Source organism: Bartonella sp. CL162QHHD, from assembly GCF_042195435.1.
Lineage (GTDB): Bacteria > Pseudomonadota > Alphaproteobacteria > Rhizobiales > Rhizobiaceae > Bartonella.
The window spans coordinates 69,309-92,448 of record NZ_JBHIOG010000024.1; the positions used below are offsets into that span (position 1 = coordinate 69,309).

Sequence of the window (23,140 nt, forward strand, 5' to 3'; positions counted from 1 at the left end):
CCACAGACGCTCATCCCGCCTATAACATGCAAAAAACATGGTTTTGATTGATTCATTATAAAAGAAGTTGAAATGAGAAGATCTTATGATATTTACAGCTTTTGTTCAATATAAGAAATAAAAAAATATCATTATAAATCAACATATTGTATAACTTTGATATTCCTTCATAAAGGTAAAGATGGTAGCGTATAGTGGAGTTTATAAACTTACGGGGAGTTTACATAATCCCCATTCCACGAATGTCAATGTGAAATGGACATCCACTGAGAGATGTCTATCTCAAACAGCATGATGTGCAAAAAAATACATTTGTTTGGAGCATTCTATTTTGCGTGAGGAGCTCATTCCCCCATAAAAAAGCAAACGCGTAAATTGACTGCACAATAACACGTTTCTCTCTATCAAGAGGTTCTTCAATAGAAAGTGTATTAATAATACATCTTTGTCTATCCTGCTTTATATTTTTTCTTATAAACTTCTAAAAAAAGCACTTTCTCGCGTAACATAACTTATCGTGCATTTTAGAAGCATTTTTATTCCCTTTATTAAAGAAAATAAAAGAATATATAAAAATTTATTTCAGTAATAACGATACAACAAAAAATATTAACCCATTACATCCTTTTTGCTATTGCGGCCTGAGCTGCTGCTAAACGAGCAATTGGTACTCGAAAAGGAGAACACGAAACATAATCTAGGTTATTTTCTTCGCATAAAGTAATAGAAGCAGGATCGCCTCCATGTTCACCGCAAATTCCCAATTTTATTTTTGCACGCTTTGAACGTCCACGCTGTGCAGCAATGGTAATAAGTTCCCCTACTCCATCACGGTCAATAGACACGAAAGGATCTTGCTCTAAAAGACCTTTTTGAAAATAGGTTGCTAAAAAAGGAGCAGCATCATCACGGGAAATCCCAAAAGTAGTTTGTGTCAAATCGTTTGTTCCAAATGAAAAAAATTCAGCAGTTTCAGCAATTTCATCTGCTCGAAGCGCCGCCCTTGGAAGTTCAATCATCGTCCCAACCATATATTGAATAGTGCTTCCCTTTTCTTTCATCACTTCTTCAGCAACCTGATCAATACGCGCTTTTACAAAATCGAGTTCAGATTTAAGCGCAACCAGTGGCACCATAATTTCAAGCATAACAGGAGATCCAGATTTTTGGGCAGCTTCTGCTGCTGCTTCAAAAATCGCCCGCGCTTGCATTTCTGCAATTTCAGGATAAGTAATAGCTAAACGGCATCCTCGTAATCCAAGCATAGGATTAAATTCGTGCAACTGCTGAGCGCGTTCAGCAAGAACTTCAGCAGAAACCCCCATAGCTGTTGCAACATCAAGAATTTCTGCTTTCGTTTTAGGCAAAAATTCATGTAATGGTGGATCTAGCAAGCGGATAGTAACAGGTAAACCACACATAATTTCAAATAATTCACTAAAATCTGAACGCTGCATTGGCAAAAGCTTATCTAGTGCTTTACGACGACCACTTTCATCATGACTTAAAATCATTTCACGCATAGCAACGATACGTTCATCAGAAAAAAACATGTGCTCCGTACGGCAAAGACCTATACCTTCAGCCCCAAAAGATCGCCCCATACGGGCATCAGATGGTGTATCAGCATTAGCGCGAACTCTTATACGTCGCATCCCATCAGCCCATTCCATTAATTTTGCAAAGTCTCCGCAAAGCTGAGGCTGCAACATTGCAACTTTCCCTTTGAAAATTTCTCCACTTCCACCATCAATTGTGATAACATCACCCTTTTTTAAGCTTTCTCCTGAGGCAAACAACGTATTTGTGTTATAATCAATCCGCACACTGCCAGCACCAGAAATACATGGTTTTCCCATCCCCCGCGCAACAACAGCAGCGTGACTTGTCATACCGCCACGCGTTGTTAAAATTCCTTCTGCAGCATGCATACCATGAATATCTTCTGGGCTTGTTTCTACACGGACCAAAATAACTTTGCGACCTTCCGCCGACACAGTTTCTGCCTCTTCTGAAGTAAAAACAATTTCACCAGTTGCGGCTCCAGGAGAAGCAGGTAAACCACGTCCTATAACAAAACGTTCTGCTTTAGGATCAAGTGTTGGATGCAAAAGTTGGTCCAGCGACTTTGCATCAATACGCATCACAGCCTCTTCACGGTTTATTAACCCCTCCTCAACCATTTCAATTGCCATCTTGAGAGCCGCACGAGCCGTGCGTTTTCCTGAACGAGTCTGAAGCATCCATAATTTACCTTTTTCAATGGTAAATTCGAGATCTTGCATATCCCGATAATGCTGCTCAAGCTTCTGCGCAATCTGACATAATTTCAAAAAAGCCTCAGGCATAATTTTTTCTAACGACGGTCTATTTGAACCAGCAACAATACGCGCACTTTCTGTAATATTTTGAGGCGTTCGAATGCCCGCCACAACATCTTCCCCTTGCGCATTAACTAAAAATTCACCATAAAGTTCTTTTTTCCCTGTCGATGGATTGCGTGTAAAAGCAACACCTGTTGCCGAATCTTCTCCCATGTTACCAAAAACCATAGCTTGCACATTAACTGCCGTTCCCCAACTTTCAGGAATGCTATGTAAACGGCGATAAGTAACTGCGCGTGCCGTCATCCAACTTGAAAAAACGGCTCCAATTGCCCCCCATAACTGTTGTTCAGGATCTTGTGGAAAAGGAGTTCCTAATTTTTCTTCAACATAGGCTTTATAAGAAATAATAACATTCTTCCAATCATCTGCTGTCATTTCTGTATCAATAGTGTAACCATTGCATGCCTTTGCTTCATCAAGAATCTCTTCAAAATACGAATGGTCTAGCCCCAAAACAACGTTAGAATACATTTGGATAAAACGCCGATAACTATCATAAGCAAAACGTTCATTATTGGCTTGTAAAGCAATGGCTTTTACAGTCTCATCATTCATGCCAAGGTTAAGCACTGTATCCATCATCCCTGGCATAGAAGCCCTAGCCCCTGAACGAACAGACAGCAAAAGTGGCTTTTGCTCACTCCCAAATTCACGTCCTGTTTGTTCACCAACACGTCTTAGTGCTTGCTTAACAGATTCCTGTAGCTCTTCTGGATATGATTTGTCATGGGCGTAATAAAAATTACAAACTTCTGTTGTCAGCGTAAATCCTGGCGGTACGGGCAAACCAAGATTACTCATTTCTGCCAAATTAGCCCCTTTACCTCCGAGAAGGTTACGCTCACTTGCACTTCCTTCTGCCTTTCCATCTCCAAAACTATAAACCCATTTTTTCACTGTACAAATCCTCCCATATCAGCATCAAAACATCATTCAACCGAGGCTCATTTAAAAGCAATAATTTGATTCAAAATTGGCTCAAAAACAATATCGCTTCATAAATGCATAATATTAATCCTTCCAAAGGAGATAATGGCCAAAAGTATCACTATCCATCTTCTGGAAGATTAAGATTCAGTTTTTAAGAAAACTATCAATCACCGAAAAAAATTCTTCTACTTTCATGGCACCTTCATATTTACTACCATTAATAAAGAAAGTAGGTGTTGCTGTGACACCAAGCTCTTTACCGCGTTCAAAAGATGCATTTACTTCATCTAAAATGGACTGATTTTTCAAACAAGCAGTAAAACTTTCATCTGTAAAACCAGCCATTAAGCCAATTTTTTTCAATGGTGTTAGAGCATTTTTTCCGAAAGCCCATTCATTTTGTTTTTGAAATAAAACTTCTATCAAAGGAAAATAGCGATCTTCTGGTGCACACCGTGCCAACATAAAACCTGCTGTTGCCCGAGGATCAAAAGCATATTCTCGGAAAATAAGTTTTACTTTTCCTGTTTTGATATATTTTTTACGAATTTGGGGAAGTATATCATTATAAAAATGCGCACAATGGGTACATGTCAACGAAGCATACTCAACAATGACGACTGGTGCATCCGCCTCTCCCTCAAAGCGATCCTTTACTTTACCCGATTGGAGAAGCTCTGCCATATCAACAGTTGTTGCCACTGGTTTGGGATCACGCGCTAAAGCAACTGTTACACTGTTTTGTACAATCGTTATGAAGAGAAAAATTATCCCGAAAGATAAAAAAGAACGATATTTTACCATAAATAATACTTTTCTGTTGTTATTAACAAATAGGAATCCAATGCTTTCTCATATATTAAAGAAAAATATATAAAATATCTTTCTATTTATTATTTTTTTCCAAGAAAATGCAACAGCCAAGTTTATAAAGTGCTTGGTGCAAGCTTTTATCTTCAATTCCTTCAAGCATTTTTTCCACGCATTTTTTGTCTTGTTCACTCAAAGGCGGTTTTAGAGGCAAGTGATTCATAAAAACCGACATACTCCTTTGCTCAATCTTGATGCGATCAATAGCAATGTAGCCAAAAAATCCGTTAATTCTATGAAGTAATTCCTCTGTTTCATGCATCAATTTTAACGCAGCAAATCCTTCACATGCGACAACAAGTGTTGCTGGCTGAAAAACTTCATCTTGATCTGCACGACGTTTCCAAATAATTTTAAGCGGCATTGTATGTTCACTGATATCATAGCCCGCAATCTGTGGCCAATGTTCTATAAGCGCTACATTAAGCCCTGTCCGTTTGCGTAAAACTGGATCAAGTATTTTGTATACCGTCTCAGAAAGAGAATAAAAGATACGTTTTTTAAGTTGTTTTCTCATTTTTAGATCATTGTTCAACCGCTTACTAAATTAAAATCATTTGTTTCATCTAAAAATTGTTGCCTCCTCAATTTATGAAATATCAACAAAATAAAAAGCCTTTTCTCACCAGAGCCTTGACAATAAAGAGCAAAAAACATGAATTACAAAATAAATAATTTTTTCTTTTGCATTTTATATCTCCCTATGCTTGAAAGCAATCATGTATGAAATTTCTTCGCACCTCCTTGCTTGGTACGATCAAAATCACAGACATCTTCCATGGCGGATTACCCCTGAAAAGCAAAAACAAGGTATCCGTCCTGATCCTTATCAAGTTTGGCTTTCTGAAATCATGCTTCAACAAACAACCGTTGAAACAGTTAAGCCTTATTTTAAAAAATTTCTAAAACTATGGCCTGATCTTTTCTCTTTAGCAAAAGCCTCACAAGATGATATCATGAAAGCATGGGCTGGACTTGGTTATTATTCACGCGCACGTAATCTTAAAAAATGTGCGCGACAGCTTGTTGAAAACTACGCGGGACAATTTCCACAATCTGTAAAAGAATTGCGAACTCTAGCCGGTATTGGAGATTATACTGCCGCAGCCATTGCTGCGATTGCTTTTAACCACCCTGTAGCAGTGGTTGATGGTAATGTCGAACGTGTGGTAGCGCGACTTTTTGCTATCACTTCAATATTGCAAAAAGCAAAAGTTGAAATTAAAGAAAAAACACAAAAAATTACTGCTTTAAATCGTCCTGGTGACTTTGCTCAAGCAATGATGGATTTGGGAGCAACAATTTGTACTCCACGCAAACCATCTTGTTATACCTGCCCTCTTCAATGTTTATGCAAAGCAGAAAAGATGCAACAACCGGAGTCTTTTCCAGTTAAAGCCCCTAAAAAAGAACGCCCTTCAAAAACAGGTATTGCTTTTGTGGTCCTTAATAAAAAGAGACAAATTTATTTGGAAAAACGACAGACGCAAAAGCTCCTTGGTGGAATGACCCAAATTCCTAACAATATTGGCATAAACAACGAAAATGGGCTCCAAAACGCACCCTTTACTGCCAATTGGCAATTCAAGGGACAAATTACACATGTTTTTACTCACTTTTCTCTAAAACTCGATGTTTACTATACCGAAGATGTTCATGAAATGAATTGTGAAAATGGTTGGTGGTGTAACATTCAACATCTTACCGAAGAAGCATTACCTACTGTTATGAAAAAAGCCATTTCCGTAGCACTTCCCAATTCTTTCAGATTTAAATAACCTTCCCTATTCATAAAAATGTTTTCTAACAGAGACTTTTGTATCTCTAGCGATTATTTATTAATCTGCAAAAGAAAAATTAAAAAAATGAAATAACCAATTTTTTCTACAGATAAGAATTAAGGAGGAATAGAAAAGCTTAGAAATCTTAAATTTAAATTTCAGGTTCTATCCTTTTTTCGCTTATGAAGGAGTAAGTCGGCTCCATCGTTATATTTACCAGCCCCCTCAACATCCCTTGGTACGTGAAACGGTTCATAAGAGGTACTTTTAGTTCTTTCGTTAACAATTTTTATTCACACGCCAACCCCGTTTATGACATGCAAGCAAGTAATTTTCATCGATTCAATATGGAACAAGTTTGAAATGAAAAAACTTGACGATATTCCGAGGGCAATTCAATATGAGTTGCGTTAAATTATCTTTATAAATAAATACATTTTACGCACTTTACAGATGTACGTATTCAAAAAAGCACTTAATTTGGAACTTCTGAATGAACCTTTTAATTCTGATATTTCATTTTTATAAGCTTATATTGAAATTTTACTGTCTTGGAACTAAAACTAGAACATAGAGTGAAAATTTCTCATTTTAATTTCTTCTACAAGAAGCATAAAAATACTCGCTTGCCGCTTACAAGCGAGATTAGTGTGTCAATAAAAAACATCTAAGAAAGGCATAAAACGCCCTCACGTCCATCTTAATCAAGATCAGGTACATTGGTGGTCAATAGAATGAAGCGATCAGCTTAGTTCATAAAACACCCGTTTTTAACATTTGTGAACGTATGATCATTCTTAAATGATCTATGGACTTCAACCGTCCATTTTCCTCATAATACCAAAAGGTCCAACCATTACAACTCTGCGAATCTTGAGCCTTTCTTCCCATTGCGTGAATTGAACCCGCTTCACCACCATGCATAATCGTACCATCAGCTCTTACAATAGCAGATACTTGCTTCTTACGATCATAAAGAACTTCTCCAGGATAGAGTAAACCTGCTTCAAGCAAACTGTTGAATGCTACGCGCGGTTCTGCTTTTTTTCTATCCAAAATCGCTAGTTCTGGTTGCGCTAAAGGTTGAACCGCCGCAATTCTCTCACATGCTGCATCGATGTAATCTTGCTCGCGTTCAATCCCAACAAAATCACGCCCTAAAAGCTTGGCAACAGCACCTGTTGTTCCCGAACCAAAAAACGGATCGAGAATAACATCACCAGGTTTACTAGAAGCCATAATAATACGCGCTAATAACGCTTGCGGTTTTTGTGTTGGATGCAATTTACGCCCTGAATCATCCTTTAAACGTTCAGCTCCAGTGCAGAGAGGGAAAAGCCAATCTGAACGCATTTGTAGATCTTCATTTGCCGCTTTTAAGGCATCATAATTAAATGTGTACTTTTTATCTTTTTGATCTCGCACGGCCCAAATAAGCGTCTCATGAGCATTTTGAAAACGGCGCCCTCGAAAATTAGGCATCGGATTATTCTTGCGCCAAATAATATCATTAAGCATCCAAAAACCTAAATCTTGTAATGCCGTCCCAACCCGAAAAATATTATGGTAAGATCCGATAACCCAAAGTGTTCCGTTGGGTTTTAATACACGACGACAAGCAAGCAACCATGCACGGGTAAAAGCATCATAAGCAGCAAAACTCTCAAACTGATCCCATGCATCATCAACCGCATCAACAAGCGAATGATCTGGACGGTATAAAGCTCCATCCAATTGCAAATTATAGGGTGGATCTGCAAAAATCATATCAACAGAATGTTTTGGAAGTTTTTCTAGAACGGAAACACAATCTCCTTTAAAAATTTTATTGCGCCATGGCATTTGTGAGGGGATACGAAGGAAATCTTTTTGAAGCTGAATAACTGTCATGAAAAACCCAACAAAATTAACTAAATTTGCCCTATAATCAACTAAAATAGTTTATAGGCCCGCATTACCAATCCATATTTACAAAATAGCGTAAACGTATCGTTAAAATTCTACAAAATTGATAATTGTTTTTGTTTTTTTAGTAAAAAAAACTTTCACATGAATGAAACCTTAATTTTCTTTTTTTCAATGTACTGTTCCCATATCTTTTATTTCGTAAAAGAATTAAGAATCATTTTCAAAACTTATTTTTATGAAATAAGATCCTCTCAATATCGTTTTCATGAAAATTGTCCATCTCGTAACATGTAAAGGAATATCTTATGCCTCAGATAGATCTTATTATTTTTGATTGTGACGGAGTTCTCGTTGACTCTGAATATCTTGCAGCAAAAATTGGATCACAATTGCTCAAACAAGCAGGATATGAAATATCACCCGAAGAATTGAGTGAGCGTTTTGCAGGGCTTATCTTTCGCGATATTCTTAAACACGTTGAACAGGAAACAGAAAAACCAATTTCTGCTCATCTCATAGACCAAATGACTAATATTTTTCGTACACAAATAAAAACTAAATTACGGGCTATTGATGATGTAAGAGAAGCTGTAGAAATTATTCAAACACGCTATCCCTACTGTATCTGCTCTAATGCAAAAAGCGTAGATATAAAAGAGATGCTCACCACGGTTGATCTCTATGACCTTTTTGAAGGTAAAATATTTTCAGCACCTGAAGTTGGAACAAAAAGAACGAAACCGGCCCCTGATGTTTTCCTTTTTGCCGCACAACAATTACAGGCAGAGCCCCAAAACACTATCGTTATAGAAGATTCACTTCATGGTGTACACGCAGCCATAGCAGCAGGCATGCGTGTCATCGGCTTTACGGGAGGATCACATAGCTATTTTGGCCATTCTAATGCACTTGCAGAAGCTGGTGCAGAAACAGTTATTGCAAAACATGCTCATTTAGGAGAAGTCTTAGAAGCAATGGCAGTATGGCGAGATCTATTATAAAAAATCTCTTGAATATATCAATTTGTAAACTCTTGTAAGAAGCATTTTTATTCAAATGTCCTTCTCTTCTCGCTGCTCCTTTTATAATAACTTCAATAAATGCGTAATTCACGACACGGGTGAATTGCATCTCAATGTGAAGGAAAAATATAGCGCCTCATTGAAATCATAAGTCTGTTAACCATTGCACGTGCTTTTAAAAAAGCAAAAAACAGGGGTGCCAACTCATAAAAATTAAACCCTGCTTATCTATCTCAACTCCGATATCCCACTCCCAACCTCAGCAGCTCATCCTGATAAATTATTATATTTGTCAAAAAAGGAATATTACGATGCCTTGCTCGATAAGATGTGAGAATTGCTAGCCTCTTTCATCTGATCAAAAAAATCACATACTATGGTAAAATTGTAAGGGATGTGCCTATTGATCATGGAAAAAAATATTAAAATTCGCGGAATCTATGGAACACAAGAGTTTATTGAAAATGACAAAAGCGTCCTTGTTGAGTTACACGGGCTTATATTTACTCAATCCAAATCTCGTAAACTTGTTGAAGGCTTATTTACTTTGCTGCTCAAACAGTATTTTAACAGCATCAATTAGTACAACCTCCCTAAGATTACAAAAAACAAAAAGAATACATTTTTATGAAAAATGTGCCTTTTATAAAAAACATTTCATACCAAGTAATTTACAGACAACATGTTGATTTATAATCAATAATTAATCATTATTCAAATTAAGCAAAAAAACCGAATATTGTAAGATCCTCTCATTTAAAATCTGGATATGCTGAATTAAAGAAATAAAAATGCCTTTTAATGAATTATCTCAAAAGGCAAAAATTAGTAGCAACATTAGGAGCGAGCAAAGTGTATGGCACTGCCATCTTTCTTCTTTATAAACGTCAAAAATTCTGATGTCCTAAGAATTTTATATTATGGGACTTTATCATCATATATAGCGTTGCAAAATAGGCTTGAGTACCTTGAGAACGGTTTCTTTAAAAAAGCACTTAAATATGAAACATACAATCATGTTAAACAACGTACAGAGATACCAGTAGTTGCTCAAAATTTTCCAAAAGCACTTAATAGACTTTTTAAATAAGCAATGAAATCAGATCTTTTCAAAAGTAATCCAACTTTAGGAAAAACACCCTTTCTAAAAATAAAAGCGGCTTTTCAGTTTGGAAAGAAGAACATGTCGAAAAATATTATCCAATGCTGATCTTTCGGCACTCATAAATATGTCTGAATTGACATTCTTCTATACACTTTACATCATAGTAATACACCGCTCACATTGGCGAGAAAAAGATAATATCATTTATCTCTATCCAATTCGAGCTCTACTTTCCACTATGAGAGAGCTGTATATTTTTTAGTATCTATAACATATTATTGTCTATAAGATAAATGTATATAATTAATAGTTAAGTAAGCAGTAGTATTATGCTATCATGATGCAATTAATAATCATTGAATAATAACTTAATAATATCTATATAACACATATTATTACAATAATGACTATCTATAATAACTCATATAAATAATAATATTTTAGCATGTCCATTAATATTTTAATTTTTAAGAATATTTTTATAAATACATCATAATTTTTATGTTTTTATTATAATATCTATAATAAATAAATTTATATATATTTATTATGTAAAAAGTTTGATCAACTTTATTATTTATAATTGTATTAAAAAAAATAATATTAATATCATTTTATAAAAATCATACGATAACCACGTGTTGTTTTATATATAACACATAATAAGATATTTTATAAAATTTTTTAAAAAATATTTTTGTAATTATTACTGTTACTTTTTTACAATAATGTTTATAAAAAATTACAGTTATATTTTTATATGTATTTTTATTATTGACTAAAAATACATATTGAAATATATAAATTATATATAGTGTGAGATACATAAACATTATGTATATTTCTTACATATATAACTTAAAAATATTTGAGGTAAAGTTATGATAAAAATATTTAAAAATTATATCTTAAGCATTTTTATAGCGAGCACTTTTTTTATTTCACAAACTGTAAATGTTAATGCAAACTATTTGAAAAATGATACTCCAAAAGAGGAACTTTCTGTTTTCCCAATGGAACAAGTAAAATATGCGACATCCGATGTAGTTTCTACGACTGCTTTCTATGTTCCATCTGTAAATTATCAAACAGAAAATGGAACAACTGGTGAAGGAAAATTAGAAAAGGTCGTTGAGCCTATAACTATAGGAATGGGACTATTGTTTACTGGATATGCAATGAGCTTTATAGGATCGATAATAAGTTGGATAAAGGACATAGTATTGATGTTCAAATAATTCAACCTCATCTAGAACTCTAGAATATTAGCTTCATTGTGTGTCTATAATTTATTGTAAATAATTACATAATGAAGCTCATCTTTCTACAAAATATAAATGTTGTAGATTATATCCAAATATCCAAAGTATAAATTTACGCATATATATAGTATAAAATATTTGAGGTAAATTATGATTAAATTATTTAAAAATCATATATTAAGTATTTTCATTATGTCTGCCTTTTCTCTTTCTCAGGTTGTAAATGTACATGCAAACTCTTTGCAAAATAGTACTCATCGTGAGAATACTTTTGTTTCTGCAATAAAGCAGAAAAGAAAGGATGCAGTCCATACCGTTTCTCTCTATAGACCCAGTCTAAATCGTGGAGTGAGTAATGAAACTACTATTGAAGGAAAATTTGAAAAGGTCGTTGAACCTCTTACAATCGGGGCTTTTGGTATGGGGATGGCACTTGGATATGCATCAAGTACGATAGGCATGTTTTTAGGATGGATAATAAGTAAAATAATATCGTGTTTTAAATCTCGTTAGAATTGAAATTTCATCAGAATAAAACCTTCTCATATGAAATATAAACTATGGATATATTCTGTGTTGATCGATTGTTGATGACAAAAAACTAATGAATTATCACACTAAGAATGAAAAAAGCTTTAAATGCTTCTGTTTCTCTCAATGTGCACTAATTCTGCCGACGAATCTATTCAATTCAGATTAAAATAAAAGTAAAAGTATTGGTGAAAAATTATGATTAAAGTATTGAAAACTTACGTATTAAATATTTTAATAGCAGTTTCTTTTTTGCTTTCACAAGTTATAAATGTTCATGCCAATCATTTGAACAATGATACTCAATGGGAAACTGTCTCTTTAATAGAACAAGGAAAGAAAAAAGCTATCGATATAGCGGCTCTTTATGTCCCAAGTTTCACTCATAAAGCAAAAAGTGAATCTGCCTTTGAAGGAAAATTTGAGAAAGTGTTTGAACCAATTACGCTAGGAATTTTTTCTACAGTAGGAGCTTTAGGTTTTGGATTCTTGACTGGATTTGTTATGTCCATATTTAGCGGGATAATCGGATGTGCAATAGGAAAAATTAAAGGAAAATAATTCAAAGATACTCAGTATTTTTTCTATTAAAAATGAGAATACTTTACAGCCTGCTTCACATCATTTAGCAGGCTGTTGTATGTTTTCTATGGATAAACTTTAAGTTACCATACTGTATAGCATAAATATAATATCTATTATTATACAAAATGATAAATTATGCTAAAAAAAGATTATGCAAAGTATAGATTTGCGCACGAAATGCCATAAAATTACCTTATAAATCTTCCAGTGTGAATTCTGAGATGTATCATTTTAACATTCGGTTTAGCAGATGTAATTGTTACAAAGTATTAAGAGCATAAAATAACTATGAATGATTGAGTTTTATACAAAAGTTCTTCAGTAACTACCATTCTATCTATTTAATTTTATTATTTTAGAAGGTGCACAAGTGAAGATACGTTGTAAAATTTAAGTGAGTGAATAATAGAGAGGAAATTTTCGTCTGCAACAGATTTTCTGTGAACATTTGACGTTTATATCTTAAAAATAAAAATGCTTAAGACTATTTCCTTTCATTATTGAGTTAAAAAGAAGAAAAGAAGCTCTATCCATTTAATAATTTAAATATTATGAAAAACGTGAAATAAATAACTTCACCAATTTGCCAGAAATAAAAAAAAGGATAAGACTTATGGAATATATCAGCACGAGAGGTGAAGCTCCTGCTTTAAGCTTTACGGAAACAATCATGACAGGGTTGGCAAATGATGGGGGACTTTATTTGCCAGATAAATTTCCTCAGCTATCATTTGATGCGTTACGAGCACTTCGTGGTCAGTCCTATACAACAATTGCTAAAACTATTCTGTGGCCCTTTGTGAATAACGAAATCGAATATACAGCTTTTGAAAATATGATCGCTGAATCTTATGCAACCTTTCACCATCCAGCAATCTGTCCGTTACGACAAACTGGAGCAGATGAATTTATCCTTGAACTCTTTCATGGTCCTACTTTAGCTTTTAAAGATGTAGCAATGCAGTTTCTTTCTCGACTGATGGATTATGTTTTGACTGAAAAAAATAGATGTGCAACGATTATTGCTGCAACATCAGGTGATACAGGTGGAGCTGCGATACAAGCTTTTGCTGGAAAAGAACACTCAGATATTTTTATTTTATTTCCTAAAGGACGTGTATCACCTGTTCAACAACGGCAAATGACAACCAATCAATGTTCAAATGTTCATGCCATTGCCATTGAAGGAAATTTTGATGATTGCCAAGCCCTTGTCAAAGCAATGTTTAATGACCACAATTTTCGTACAAAAAGAGCACTTTCAGGTGTGAATTCTATAAATTGGGCGCGTATCATGGCGCAAATTGTTTACTATTTTTCATCTGCACTTTCTTTAGGAGCTCCTGATAGAGCTGTTTCATTTACTGTTCCTACTGGAAATTTTGGTGATATTTTTGCAGGTTATGTCGCAGCCCGTATGGGATTACCCATTGCTCAACTGGTCATCGCAACGAATGATAACGACATCCTTGTACGTACATTGACCAGTGGTACTTATGAAACACAACCAATAGTCCATACAACATCACCTTCTATGGATATTCAGGTCTCTTCTAATTTTGAACGTTTGCTCTTTGAAAGTGGCAATCGTGATCCAATCTGGATTCGCAATGCAATGGAAAACTTGAAAAAAACGGGGCTCTTTACTCTTGATGAAAAGCAACTCAAAAATATTCGTTCCCTATTTTCCGCCGGGAAAAGCAACATGGCTACAACAGCTCAAACAATTGATAGTGTCTATAAGGAAAGTGGCTATCTTGTTGATCCACATACAGCGGTTGCTCTTCAAGTAGCGCGTGAAAACAAAAAACCGCATATTCCAATGATCGTTCTTGCCACGGCTCATCCAGCTAAATTTCCTGATACGATTAAAAGCGCTTGTGGCCTTCATGCTCCATGGCCATCTCATCTCAATGATGTAATGAAACACGAAGAACATTTTATAAGTCTTGCTAATGATGAAAAAATAGTAAAAGATTATATTTCTTTAAAATCGCGTGCATCTTATTAAAGTTAGCTGCATTAATTTAAATCAAGAATATTCTAATACCTTTACAATGAGGTATTTAGCTTATTAATGGAGTTGTAAATACATGGATGTAGATATATGTCGCCTTAGTAATGGTTTGACTATCGCCACACATACAATGCAACAAATTGATAGTGTTGCCCTCGGGATATGGGTTAAAGTGGGCTCACGCAATGAAACCTCCACACAGCATGGTATTGCTCATCTTCTTGAGCATATGGCTTTTAAAGGAACCGAAAACCGCACTGCTTTTCAAATTGCAACCGATATTGAAGATGTTGGCGGTGAAATAAATGCTACAACCAGTATTGAAACAACAGCTTACTTTGCACGTGTACTTAAAAGCGATATCCCTCTTGCTATAGATATTTTAGCCGATATTTTAATGCATTCAAAATTTGACGACAATGAACTAGAACGAGAAAAACAAGTAATCTTTCAGGAAATTGGTGCTGCCCATGACACTCCTGATGATATTGTTTTTGATCATTTTACAGAAACAGCCTTTCGTCATCAATCCCTTGGGCGCTCTATTTTAGGAACAGCTAAAACTATTCAATCATTTACATCTACTGATCTCCATGATTTCATCAATAAACAATATAGTGCAGATCGTATGATTGTCGTTGCAGCAGGAGCTGTAAAGCACGAAAGTTTCGTGCGAGAAGTTGAAAGTCGTCTTGGTACTTTTCGCTCCCATTCAACCGCACCTCTTACTAATCTTGCAAATTATGTCGGTGGCGACTTTCGTGAATATCGCGATTTAATGGATACACAAGTTGTTCTAGGGTTTGAAGGACGCGCTTATCACGCGCGTGATTTTTATGCGGCCCAAATTCTTTCAATCATTCTTGGTGGTGGTATGTCTTCACGTCTTTTTCAAGAGGTAAGAGAGAAACGTGGATTATGCTATTCTATTTATGCTTTTCATTGGGGATTTTCAGATACTGGACTTTTTGGTGTTCACGCAGCTACCGGACAAGAAGGGCTCAAAGAACTTATTCCTGTGATTCTTGATGAACTTTCCAAGGTCAGCAAAAATATTCACGCTAATGAACTACAACGAGCACAAACGCAATATCGTGCGAACCTGACAATGTCACAGGAAAATCCTTCTAGTCAAGCACATCTCATTGCTCGCCAAATACTCCTTTATGGTCGACCAATTCCAATATCGGAAACAATTGAACGCCTCAATCTCATTACTCCTAAAAGATTAACTGATTTAGCACATCGTCTTTTTACAAACTCCACACCAACACTAACTGCTGTCGGACCTGTAGGACCCCTCATAAATTTTGATGATTTAACGTCAACTCTTTCATACAAGCTAAAGTAAAAACTTCTTTTCAAAGCAGCATCACAATAACATCACATATTTTATCATAAAATTTACCACAAAAGCTCTTCTAATTAAATAAGTTTTGGAAATATTGGGCAAAGAGGCGTACAAAACTACCCAATTCATACTTCATGTGATAAAGATTCTAATGAGTGAAGGTATATCCGTGAAATCTGGAAATTTATGGTTTAACTTTGCCCTTTTAAAATATAAAACTTCATTCGCTTCAAGTTCTATTGGAGCAAATGGGTATGTGGTTTATTTGTATATAAAATCACACAACTTAAGAAAAAGTGATAACAATTTATTATGTAAATAAATTATAAAAGGTGGACGTTTTTTCTCAAAAATCGAAATGAAAATTAAACATCCTAAAATATTGAGAGTGGGACATTGTGAAGAGTTTGCGTAAAATAATTGACATCATTTTCATTGTAGTCGTTAGTTCTTTTGTCCATCTTACATCAGCACAAGCAATTGAGCCAGTTAAAATTTCTTCTCAAGATGCTGCTCTTGATCTCTCAAAAGCAATTGAAATTCACCATACAAACAACTCTATTTTTCAAACAAGTACAGCGCCAGGACCAGATGGTATTGTATGGCGTATTGAAGTGCAGGCAAAAAATGAAAAATTTTCCGGAAATTGGGCAGTTTTTTCTCTTGCAAATCCAACAGATGAACAAGTTGATCGTCTCATTGTTGCCCCCCATTACCGCATGGCACGTTCTGGATTTTTTTGGCCAGACCTTGGATCAGCAAGGATTCAATCCATAACGCCAAGCGAAGGTTTTTCCCTCGATCGTCAACTTAGTGCAAACTCTGATATCTTTCGTATTACTCTTAACCCTGGTGCTGTTGTTACATTTGTGGCCGAACTTAACTCTGCAAATCTACCGCAAATCTATTTATGGCAACCTGAAGCTTATAAAGATGCAATTAATTCTTATACGCTTTATCATGGTATTCTTCTCGGGATATCAGGTCTCTTAGCGCTTTTGTTAACTGTTCTCTTCGTCGTCCGTGGAACAGGGCTGTTTCCTGCAACAGCTGCTGTTGCTTGGGCAGTGCTTTTTTATATTGGTATTGACTTCAACTTTTTAAATAAATTCTTTGCAGTTACACTCACAACACAACCAATCTGGCGTGCTGGTACAGAAGTAGCTCTTACTGCTACACTCTTCATTTTTCTTTTTACCTATCTCAGCCTTAACCGCTGGCATTATCATTTTAGTTACGGTGCTATCGCTTGGACCATTGCCTTTTGCAGTCTAGGAGCCTTTGCTATTTATGATCCCATCAGAGCAGCTGGAATTGCGCGTTTGTCTTTTGGCCTTACCGCTGTGCTTGGTATAATATTAATCATCTATTTCTCAATCAGAAGCTATGACCGCGCTATTATGCTTATTCCAACATGGTTGCTCATTAGCTTTTGGTGTGTTGGAGCCTATGCTTGCATAGCTGGACATTTAAACAATGATATTATCCAGCCAGCATTAGCGGGGGGATTAGTGCTCATTGTTCTTCTCATAAGCTTTACTGTCCTGCAACAAACTTTTTCTAATGACGCTTTCCATGAAGGAATATTTTCCGACCTGGAACAACAAGTACTCGCAGCAAAGGGTGCTGGAAATATTATTTGGGATTGGAATATCGAGCGTGACCGTATTGTTGTACATCCAAACATGGCAACCCTTTTTGGTACTGAAATTCATAACCTCAATGGACCTATGCGCAACTGGATTTCAGCCTTGCACCATGATGATCGTGAACGCTTTCAAGCTGTATTGGATATCATTCTTAAAAATAAAAAAGGGCGCATTGATCAAATTTTTCGTCTTTCTTCCGGTGGTGGTTATTATCATTGGTTTTCTCTTCGTGCACGTCCGGCTATGCAAAAAGATGGAAAAATCACACGTGTCATTGGAACCATTGTCAATATTACTAACCATAAAAAATCCGAAGAACGCTTATTGCATGATGCAATCCACGACAGCTTAACCGGACTTCCTAACCAACAAATTTTCTTTGATAGACTACAAAATTATACCTCTTTAGCGAAAGCAAATATCAAAATTAGACCGACTGTCTTTATGATTGATTTTGACAATTTTCGCCAAATTAATCGCAAATTAGGCATAGCAGTTGGGGATACTGTACTGCTTATAATCGCACGTCGTTTAAATCGTCTCATTAACTTTCAAGACACCTTATCGCGTCTTTCAGCAGACCGCTTTGCAATTATTTTACTTAGTGAAACCGAACCACAAAAAATTGCAGCATTTGCAGATCATTTGCACAAAACAATTTCAGCACCTATTTCACTTTCAGAAAACAAAATAATCCTTTCAACCTCTATCGGATTGGTTACATGGAGTGAAAGCCGATCGACGGCTAAAGATATTTTTAATGATAGTGAATTAGCGATGATTCGCGCAAAACAAATGGGTGGAAACCATATTGAACCTTTTCGTCCTAATTTTCGCACTTTGGGTCTCGAACATAATACTCTGGAGAAAGATGTTCATTATGCCATAAAACGTAATGAGATGAAAATCCTCTACCATCCTATTCTTAATTTATCAGACGGACATATTATTGGTTTTGAAACAATTGTAGAATGGCATCATCCCACTTATGGAAATTTAAATGTCTCTGATTTCATAAAAATCGTAGAAAATGAACAAATTGTTATGGATTTGTCACAATTTATCATCGATAATGCCATTATTGATCTTATAAATGTACAAGAAAAATTTTCCCAACAATCTTTCTTTATTTCAATTAATTTACCAAGCGCAGAAATGATTCATCCCCGTTTTATCAGTCAATTGCGTGCCGCTTTGCTTCGCCATCCGCTCCACAAAGGGCGTCTGATGATTGAAATATCTGAATTTGTCTTAAGAAATAATCCTGAACAATCAGCGCACTTTCTTGAACAAATTAAAACACTTGGAATGAATCTCGCACTCGATAATTTTGGAACAGGTTATTCGTCTCTAACCTATCTCGTACGTTATCCATTTGATATGGTTAAACTTGATCGTTCACTTATCTCAATCGACTCTCTTAAGAAGAAAATTGTTCTAAAGTCTATCATTAATATGGCAACAGATCTTAATTTGCAAATTATCGCAGAAGGTGTTGAAAATGAAAAAGAAGCAATCTTTCTTCGTCAAGAAGGCTGTAAATATGTTCAAAGTACACTTGTGACGAAACCGATTGCCATAGAAGAATTAATTACACTCGTTCAGAGCCATTTCCCTTATAAAATAAAAACATAATGGATAAAATAACGTGTAAATTTAAAAAGCTTAGAAAAAACTCTACGCGTGTCCCATTTCAGAAGCAAGATAAGTTGGATCGATACCCATGCGTGTTAAACTTTTATCATATTTGCAGCTTAAATCGCTTTCAAAAAGAAAACTAGGTGATGTAGAACTGATTAGCCAACCATTTGTAGAAATTTCTGCCTCAAGTTGCCCCGCTTTCCATCCAGCATAGCCTAATGCGACCAGTGCATGTTGCGGACCTTGTTCGCAACTGATCGCTTTTAATATATCAATTGTCGCAGTAAAACAGATCTTATCTGCAATAAAAACAGTTTCTTCACAAGCATAATCATCTGAATGAAGGACAAAACCACGCAAAGGATCAACAGGACCACCATAGCGAACTGGAAACTGTTTTATTGGTTCAGAAAGACTTTTTTTTTGGCCACTGTCTATGACTCCCAAATGAAGCAAAAGCTCTGGAAAATCAATATGATGCAATTGATTAAGAATGATGCCCATCGCACCGGCATTAGAATGCGCACAAATATAAATAACAGAACGAATAAAGCGTTTGTCATTCATCCCAGGCATTGCTATGAGTAATTGTCCACCTAAAAAGCCATTACACCGCTTCATTAATCTGTTATTCTCCATAATTTACATGATAAAAGTTTGTTCATTTAGCACACTAGGAAAATAAAACTCCAATGAAAAAAAGTCGTATATTTACAAATTTACAAAATATCGCAACTTTCTTTTATAAAAAGCTTTTAGTTACTTTAAGCTTAACATTCATAGTTTTAGAATTACTTAACATTCCTGTAAATGCTCAAACAGAACAAAAACTCCAGCTTTTCGCAACATCTTGGTATGAATCAGATGGTGGTCGTATCCGATTAGCGATCACTGAACCTTCTCTTTCTGGAATAAGAGAAGGCATTATTGAAATTGAGCTTAAACCAGGATGGAAAACTTACTGGCGTAATCCAGGTAATTCTGGCATGGCACCATTTTTTAATTTCAACCAACAGATTTCTTATGAAATCTTTTATCCTACTCCACAGCTTTTTGAAACAGAAAATGATTGGTCATTAGGTTATAAAGATAAAGTAATATTGCCCTTCAATCTTTCTGGTTCAAGCAAAAATTTAAGTGGTGCTTTCACTCTTGGATTATGTAATAAAATCTGTCTTCCATTTACTATTAACTTTGATTTTTCGCCATCTGCTCTTAAAAATAAACATCTTCCTGCTTCCTTCTTAAAAAAGGCGCAAGATTCTTTGCCCCGCATGATGCAGAATGCACTAAAAATAAGTGCCGAAAAAAATAACAGTACCCTTCTTATAAAAATACAAAATAACAACAAAACTACACCTTCCTCTCTCTTTTTAGATGGAGGAGAAATGCAAATTGGAGCAGCAAGAAAAGTCAGTGATAACGCAGAATATACACTCTTCAGTGCTCCACTCTATTTCGCACCAGAAGAAATAAACCAAAAAATTTTTTATACAATTTCTTTTAAAGATCACGCCTTAAGTGGAACATTCATATTCCATACGCAGCCAACCCCGCTTGCGACTCCGTGATAAAAGAAAAAGCTCCCAAACAGCAATTATGCTGGAAAACGTCCATTTTCACGATATTGAGTAATTGCTTTGCGAGCAAGGGCATCTGCGCGTTCATTTTCTGGATGTCCCGCATGCCCTTTTACCCAGTGCCATCTGACTGTATGACAAGAACTAGCATCCTCAAGAGCTTGCCATAGCTCCATATTTTTAACAGGACTTTTTGATGCGGTGCGCCAATTATTCTTTTTCCAATCTTCAATCCACTTAGATATACCGTTACGCACATAAACTGAGTCTGTATAAAGATCGACCAAACAGGGCTCTTTAAGCGCCTTTAATGCACAAATAGCCGCCATGAGTTCCATTTGATTGTTTGTCGTATGAATCTTACCGCCATAAAGCTCCCGTTCATGACCATTCCAGCGTAAAATTGCCCCCCATCCTCCAATTCCAGGGTTCCCTGAGCAAGCACCATCTGTATAAATTTCAACGACTTTTTGTTGAGTTGCCATAAAATTTAAAAACCTAATTCACTTAGCGAATTTACATTACTGAAAAAACAAAGCTTGTGCCAATACTCCCATGGATCTTTCTTAATAACAAAGCTATTAGGCGGTGTATTAAACCAATCATATAGACGTGTGAGTAAGAAACGTAGAGACGCACCACGAGCTAATAAAACCATCTTGTCCAATTCTAAAGGGATCAATGGTCTTATTTTTTGATAACTTTCCAATAACTTACGTGCTTTGGTAAGATTATAGGAATGATCAGGCTCAAAGCACCAAGCATTTAAACAGATCGCTAAATCATAAGCAAAAAAGTCATTACAAGCAAAATAGAAATCTATCATCCCAGAAAGACGATGATTCACAAAAAAGACGTTATCATTAAATAGATCTGCATGAATAATGCCTATTGGTAAATTGAACGGCCAATTTTTCTGTAAAAAAGCCAATTCCAACTCAATTTTTTGTCCAAATTTTTTTAACAATGCATCTTCTTTGGTTTGACAACGTTGCCACAAGACCTTCCAATCCATAACAGAAAGAGTATTTTTACGACTAAGTGTAAAATCCTGTCCTGCTAAATGTAATTGTGCGAGCCCCATCCCCACTTCGCCACAATGATCTATATTGGGCTGGCGGATCCACTCTCCTTCCAGAAAAGTAATAATAGCGGCAGGACGTCCTGCTAATTCACAGATCATCATTCCATCATTTTGAATAACAGGTTGAGGACAAGGAATTCCACGCTGTCCTAAATGCTGCATCAAGCGACAAAAAAAAGGTAAATCATCTTTTGAAATACGCTTTTCATAAAGTGTTAAAATAAATCGCCCTTGTGTTGTCTCTAACATAAAATTAGAATTTTCAATCCCCTCCTCTATACCTTGATAAGACAAAAGTGATCCTATTGCATAACGTGTTAAAAACACTTTTAAATCATTTGGGTGAATATCTGTATAAACGGCCATTATTCTGCTTTCGTTGTAGATATGTTTGTATTCTGATTTTCATTTTTTGCATTATTTGCTTGACCATTGACGAAAGCCATATCTTGAGACGTTAAAATGACGTCACGTAATTCGCGACTCACTAAAAATTTTTCCGTTTCTACCGCTGTTTCAGCTAATTCTATTGTGACATCATAACGCTCACGAAATGCTGAAATAATTTCATCAATAATAATTTCAGGAGCCGAAGCCCCTGCTGAAAGACTGACAATAGAAAGAGATTTTAGGTTTTCAAAATTAATTTCATCAGCGCGCTGAACTAAAATAGCTTGCCGCGCACCAGACTTTTCGGCAACCTCTACTAAACGTCGTGAATTAGAAGAATTTGGTGCTCCAACAATCAAAAACAAATCGCTCCCCTTTGCCGCTGCTTTAACCGCATCTTGTCGATTCGTTGTAGCATAGCAAATTGACTCAGCCGCTGGGGCTGCTAATGTAGGAAAACGTTGTTGTAATATATCGATAATTCCTGCAGTATCTTCAACAGAAAGCGTTGTTTGTGTCACAAATCCTAATTTATCTGGATCATTGGGTTGATAATGCAAAGCATCTTCTATCGTTTCAATAAGCGTCACAGCCCCTTCTTCAAGCTGTCCCATTGTCCCTATCACCTCAGGATGACCAGCATGACCAATCAATATAACATGACGACCATGACGTTGATGTCGTATCGCTTGTTTATGCACTTTCGAGACCAACGGACATGTTGCATCGAGATAAAACAAATTATAGCATCGCGCTTCTTCTGAAACAGATTTTGGTACACCATGAGCAGAAAAAACAACCGGTTGATTGCGATGTTCTTCTGGAATCTCATCAAGTTCTTCGACAAAAACAGCTCCCCGTTGCTGTAATCCCTCAACCACGTAGCGGTTGTGTACAATTTCATGACGAACATATACTGGAGCACTATATTTTTTTAATGCAAGCAGAACAATCTGGATAGCACGATCAACCCCTGCACAAAATCCACGTGGACCACAAAGACGTATCGTTAAAGGGGGAAGTCCAGACATAAATCATCCTTAATCT

At 35.8% G+C, this 23,140-nt stretch carries 18 protein-coding genes; 10 read left to right on the top strand and 8 right to left on the bottom strand.

Translation table 11 applies throughout. The features are described from left to right. Nucleotides 1–617: 617 nt before the first annotated feature. The 3 genes from ppdK to ACFILD_RS02755 all read right to left on the bottom strand — a co-directional run bounded on the left by ppdK (nucleotide 618) and on the right by ACFILD_RS02755 (nucleotide 4,704). Nucleotides 618–3,284, bottom strand: coding sequence for a pyruvate, phosphate dikinase (gene ppdK / locus ACFILD_RS02745; RefSeq protein WP_375631392.1), 2,667 nt, complete (start codon nucleotides 3,282–3,284; stop codon nucleotides 618–620). A 177-nt stretch (nucleotides 3,285–3,461) separates the two neighbouring features. After that, nucleotides 3,462–4,121 (bottom strand): DsbA family protein, encoded by a 660-nt coding sequence (locus ACFILD_RS02750; protein ID WP_273791562.1) that lies wholly within the window; start codon nucleotides 4,119–4,121, stop codon nucleotides 3,462–3,464. 82 nt (nucleotides 4,122–4,203) lie between these two features. Beyond that, nucleotides 4,204–4,704 (bottom strand): DUF721 domain-containing protein, encoded by a 501-nt coding sequence (locus ACFILD_RS02755; protein ID WP_273791561.1) that lies wholly within the window; start codon nucleotides 4,702–4,704, stop codon nucleotides 4,204–4,206. 202 nt (nucleotides 4,705–4,906) lie between these two features. Between ACFILD_RS02755 and mutY the strand changes: the two genes are divergently transcribed. Further along, on the top strand, nucleotides 4,907–5,965 hold the full coding sequence (gene mutY / locus ACFILD_RS02760; protein ID WP_273791560.1) for an A/G-specific adenine glycosylase: 1,059 nt from the start codon (nucleotides 4,907–4,909) through the stop codon (nucleotides 5,963–5,965). Between the two features lie 756 nt (nucleotides 5,966–6,721). On the opposite strand, the gene ACFILD_RS02765 is transcribed toward mutY, so the two are convergent. Further along, the gene (locus tag ACFILD_RS02765; RefSeq protein WP_375613050.1) at nucleotides 6,722–7,810 is read right to left on the bottom strand and encodes a site-specific DNA-methyltransferase; all 1,089 of its coding nucleotides are present in this window, start codon (nucleotides 7,808–7,810) and stop codon (nucleotides 6,722–6,724) included. A 371-nt stretch (nucleotides 7,811–8,181) separates the two neighbouring features. On the opposite strand from ACFILD_RS02765, the gene ACFILD_RS02770 reads away from it, so the two are divergent. The 8 genes from ACFILD_RS02770 to ACFILD_RS02805 all read left to right on the top strand — a co-directional run bounded on the left by ACFILD_RS02770 (nucleotide 8,182) and on the right by ACFILD_RS02805 (nucleotide 19,033). Further along, nucleotides 8,182–8,877 (top strand): HAD family hydrolase, encoded by a 696-nt coding sequence (locus ACFILD_RS02770; RefSeq protein WP_375654551.1) that lies wholly within the window; start codon nucleotides 8,182–8,184, stop codon nucleotides 8,875–8,877. 877 nt (nucleotides 8,878–9,754) lie between these two features. Beyond that, complete coding sequence (locus ACFILD_RS02775) at nucleotides 9,755–9,988, top strand: hypothetical protein (protein ID WP_273791557.1); 234 nt, start codon at nucleotides 9,755–9,757, stop codon at nucleotides 9,986–9,988. Between the two features lie 896 nt (nucleotides 9,989–10,884). Continuing rightward, the gene (locus tag ACFILD_RS02780; protein WP_273791363.1) at nucleotides 10,885–11,241 is read left to right on the top strand and encodes a hypothetical protein; all 357 of its coding nucleotides are present in this window, start codon (nucleotides 10,885–10,887) and stop codon (nucleotides 11,239–11,241) included. A gap of 174 nt (nucleotides 11,242–11,415) precedes the next feature. Beyond that, the gene (locus tag ACFILD_RS02785) at nucleotides 11,416–11,778 is read left to right on the top strand and encodes a hypothetical protein (protein ID WP_273791362.1); all 363 of its coding nucleotides are present in this window, start codon (nucleotides 11,416–11,418) and stop codon (nucleotides 11,776–11,778) included. Between the two features lie 216 nt (nucleotides 11,779–11,994). Further along, the gene (locus ACFILD_RS02790) at nucleotides 11,995–12,357 is read left to right on the top strand and encodes a hypothetical protein (RefSeq protein ID WP_273791361.1); all 363 of its coding nucleotides are present in this window, start codon (nucleotides 11,995–11,997) and stop codon (nucleotides 12,355–12,357) included. A 637-nt stretch (nucleotides 12,358–12,994) separates the two neighbouring features. Beyond that, complete coding sequence (thrC, locus tag ACFILD_RS02795) at nucleotides 12,995–14,392, top strand: threonine synthase (RefSeq protein WP_375643150.1); 1,398 nt, start codon at nucleotides 12,995–12,997, stop codon at nucleotides 14,390–14,392. 82 nt (nucleotides 14,393–14,474) lie between these two features. Further along, entirely contained in the window at nucleotides 14,475–15,749 is a 1,275-nt protein-coding gene (locus ACFILD_RS02800) for a M16 family metallopeptidase (protein ID WP_375631389.1), read from the top strand. Between the two features lie 398 nt (nucleotides 15,750–16,147). Further along, the gene (locus ACFILD_RS02805; protein ID WP_375631388.1) at nucleotides 16,148–19,033 is read left to right on the top strand and encodes an EAL domain-containing protein; all 2,886 of its coding nucleotides are present in this window, start codon (nucleotides 16,148–16,150) and stop codon (nucleotides 19,031–19,033) included. A 42-nt stretch (nucleotides 19,034–19,075) separates the two neighbouring features. On the opposite strand, the gene ACFILD_RS02810 is transcribed toward ACFILD_RS02805, so the two are convergent. Continuing rightward, complete coding sequence (locus ACFILD_RS02810) at nucleotides 19,076–19,660, bottom strand: YqgE/AlgH family protein (protein ID WP_375631387.1); 585 nt, start codon at nucleotides 19,658–19,660, stop codon at nucleotides 19,076–19,078. Nucleotides 19,661–19,731: 71 nt separating this feature from the next. Here ACFILD_RS02810 and ACFILD_RS02815 point away from each other — a divergent pair, with 71 nt between their 5' ends. After that, nucleotides 19,732–20,610 carry a protein-disulfide reductase DsbD domain-containing protein gene (locus tag ACFILD_RS02815; RefSeq protein WP_375664727.1) on the top strand — a complete coding sequence of 293 codons (879 nt, stop codon included), beginning with the start codon at nucleotides 19,732–19,734 and terminating at the stop codon, nucleotides 20,608–20,610. A gap of 26 nt (nucleotides 20,611–20,636) precedes the next feature. Here ACFILD_RS02815 and rnhA read toward each other — a convergent pair whose 3' ends face one another. From rnhA to ispH, 3 genes are read right to left on the bottom strand one after another with little or no spacing between them, the layout of a single operon-like run. Beyond that, entirely contained in the window at nucleotides 20,637–21,104 is a 468-nt protein-coding gene (gene rnhA, locus ACFILD_RS02820; RefSeq protein WP_375637427.1) for a ribonuclease HI, read from the bottom strand. A gap of 5 nt (nucleotides 21,105–21,109) precedes the next feature. Further along, nucleotides 21,110–22,069, bottom strand: a complete 960-nt coding sequence (locus ACFILD_RS02825) for a homoserine kinase (protein ID WP_375664728.1) — start codon at nucleotides 22,067–22,069, stop codon at nucleotides 21,110–21,112. Next, a complete protein-coding gene (gene ispH, locus ACFILD_RS02830) occupies nucleotides 22,069–23,124 on the bottom strand; it encodes a 4-hydroxy-3-methylbut-2-enyl diphosphate reductase (RefSeq protein WP_375631385.1) in 1,056 nt (351 codons plus the stop codon). The genes ACFILD_RS02825 and ispH overlap by 1 nt, the downstream gene beginning before the upstream one ends. Nucleotides 23,125–23,140 lie beyond the last annotated feature (16 nt).

Excerpts from the sequence above, each read along its gene's own strand:
- ACFILD_RS02780 (WP_273791363.1), top strand. The coding sequence starts at position 10,885 with ATGATAAAAATATTTAAAAATTATATCTTAAGCATTTTTATAGCGAGC.
- ACFILD_RS02750 (WP_273791562.1), bottom strand. The coding sequence starts at position 4,121 with ATGGTAAAATATCGTTCTTTTTTATCTTTCGGGATAATTTTTCTCTTC.
- mutY (WP_273791560.1), top strand. The coding sequence starts at position 4,907 with ATGTATGAAATTTCTTCGCACCTCCTTGCTTGGTACGATCAAAATCAC.
- ACFILD_RS02765 (WP_375613050.1), bottom strand. The coding sequence starts at position 7,810 with ATGCCATGGCGCAATAAAATTTTTAAAGGAGATTGTGTTTCCGTTCTA.
- thrC (WP_375643150.1), top strand. The coding sequence starts at position 12,995 with ATGGAATATATCAGCACGAGAGGTGAAGCTCCTGCTTTAAGCTTTACG.
- rnhA (WP_375637427.1), bottom strand. The coding sequence starts at position 21,104 with ATGGCAACTCAACAAAAAGTCGTTGAAATTTATACAGATGGTGCTTGC.
- ACFILD_RS02755 (WP_273791561.1), bottom strand. The coding sequence starts at position 4,704 with ATGAGAAAACAACTTAAAAAACGTATCTTTTATTCTCTTTCTGAGACG.
- ACFILD_RS02815 (WP_375664727.1), top strand. The coding sequence starts at position 19,732 with ATGAAAAAAAGTCGTATATTTACAAATTTACAAAATATCGCAACTTTC.
- ACFILD_RS02770 (WP_375654551.1), top strand. The coding sequence starts at position 8,182 with ATGCCTCAGATAGATCTTATTATTTTTGATTGTGACGGAGTTCTCGTT.
- ACFILD_RS02825 (WP_375664728.1), bottom strand. The coding sequence starts at position 22,069 with ATGGCCGTTTATACAGATATTCACCCAAATGATTTAAAAGTGTTTTTA.
- ACFILD_RS02785 (WP_273791362.1), top strand. The coding sequence starts at position 11,416 with ATGATTAAATTATTTAAAAATCATATATTAAGTATTTTCATTATGTCT.
- ACFILD_RS02810 (WP_375631387.1), bottom strand. The coding sequence starts at position 19,660 with ATGAAGCGGTGTAATGGCTTTTTAGGTGGACAATTACTCATAGCAATG.
- ACFILD_RS02800 (WP_375631389.1), top strand. The coding sequence starts at position 14,475 with ATGGATGTAGATATATGTCGCCTTAGTAATGGTTTGACTATCGCCACA.
- ACFILD_RS02790 (WP_273791361.1), top strand. The coding sequence starts at position 11,995 with ATGATTAAAGTATTGAAAACTTACGTATTAAATATTTTAATAGCAGTT.
- ispH (WP_375631385.1), bottom strand. The coding sequence starts at position 23,124 with ATGTCTGGACTTCCCCCTTTAACGATACGTCTTTGTGGTCCACGTGGA.
- ACFILD_RS02775 (WP_273791557.1), top strand. The coding sequence starts at position 9,755 with ATGGCACTGCCATCTTTCTTCTTTATAAACGTCAAAAATTCTGATGTC.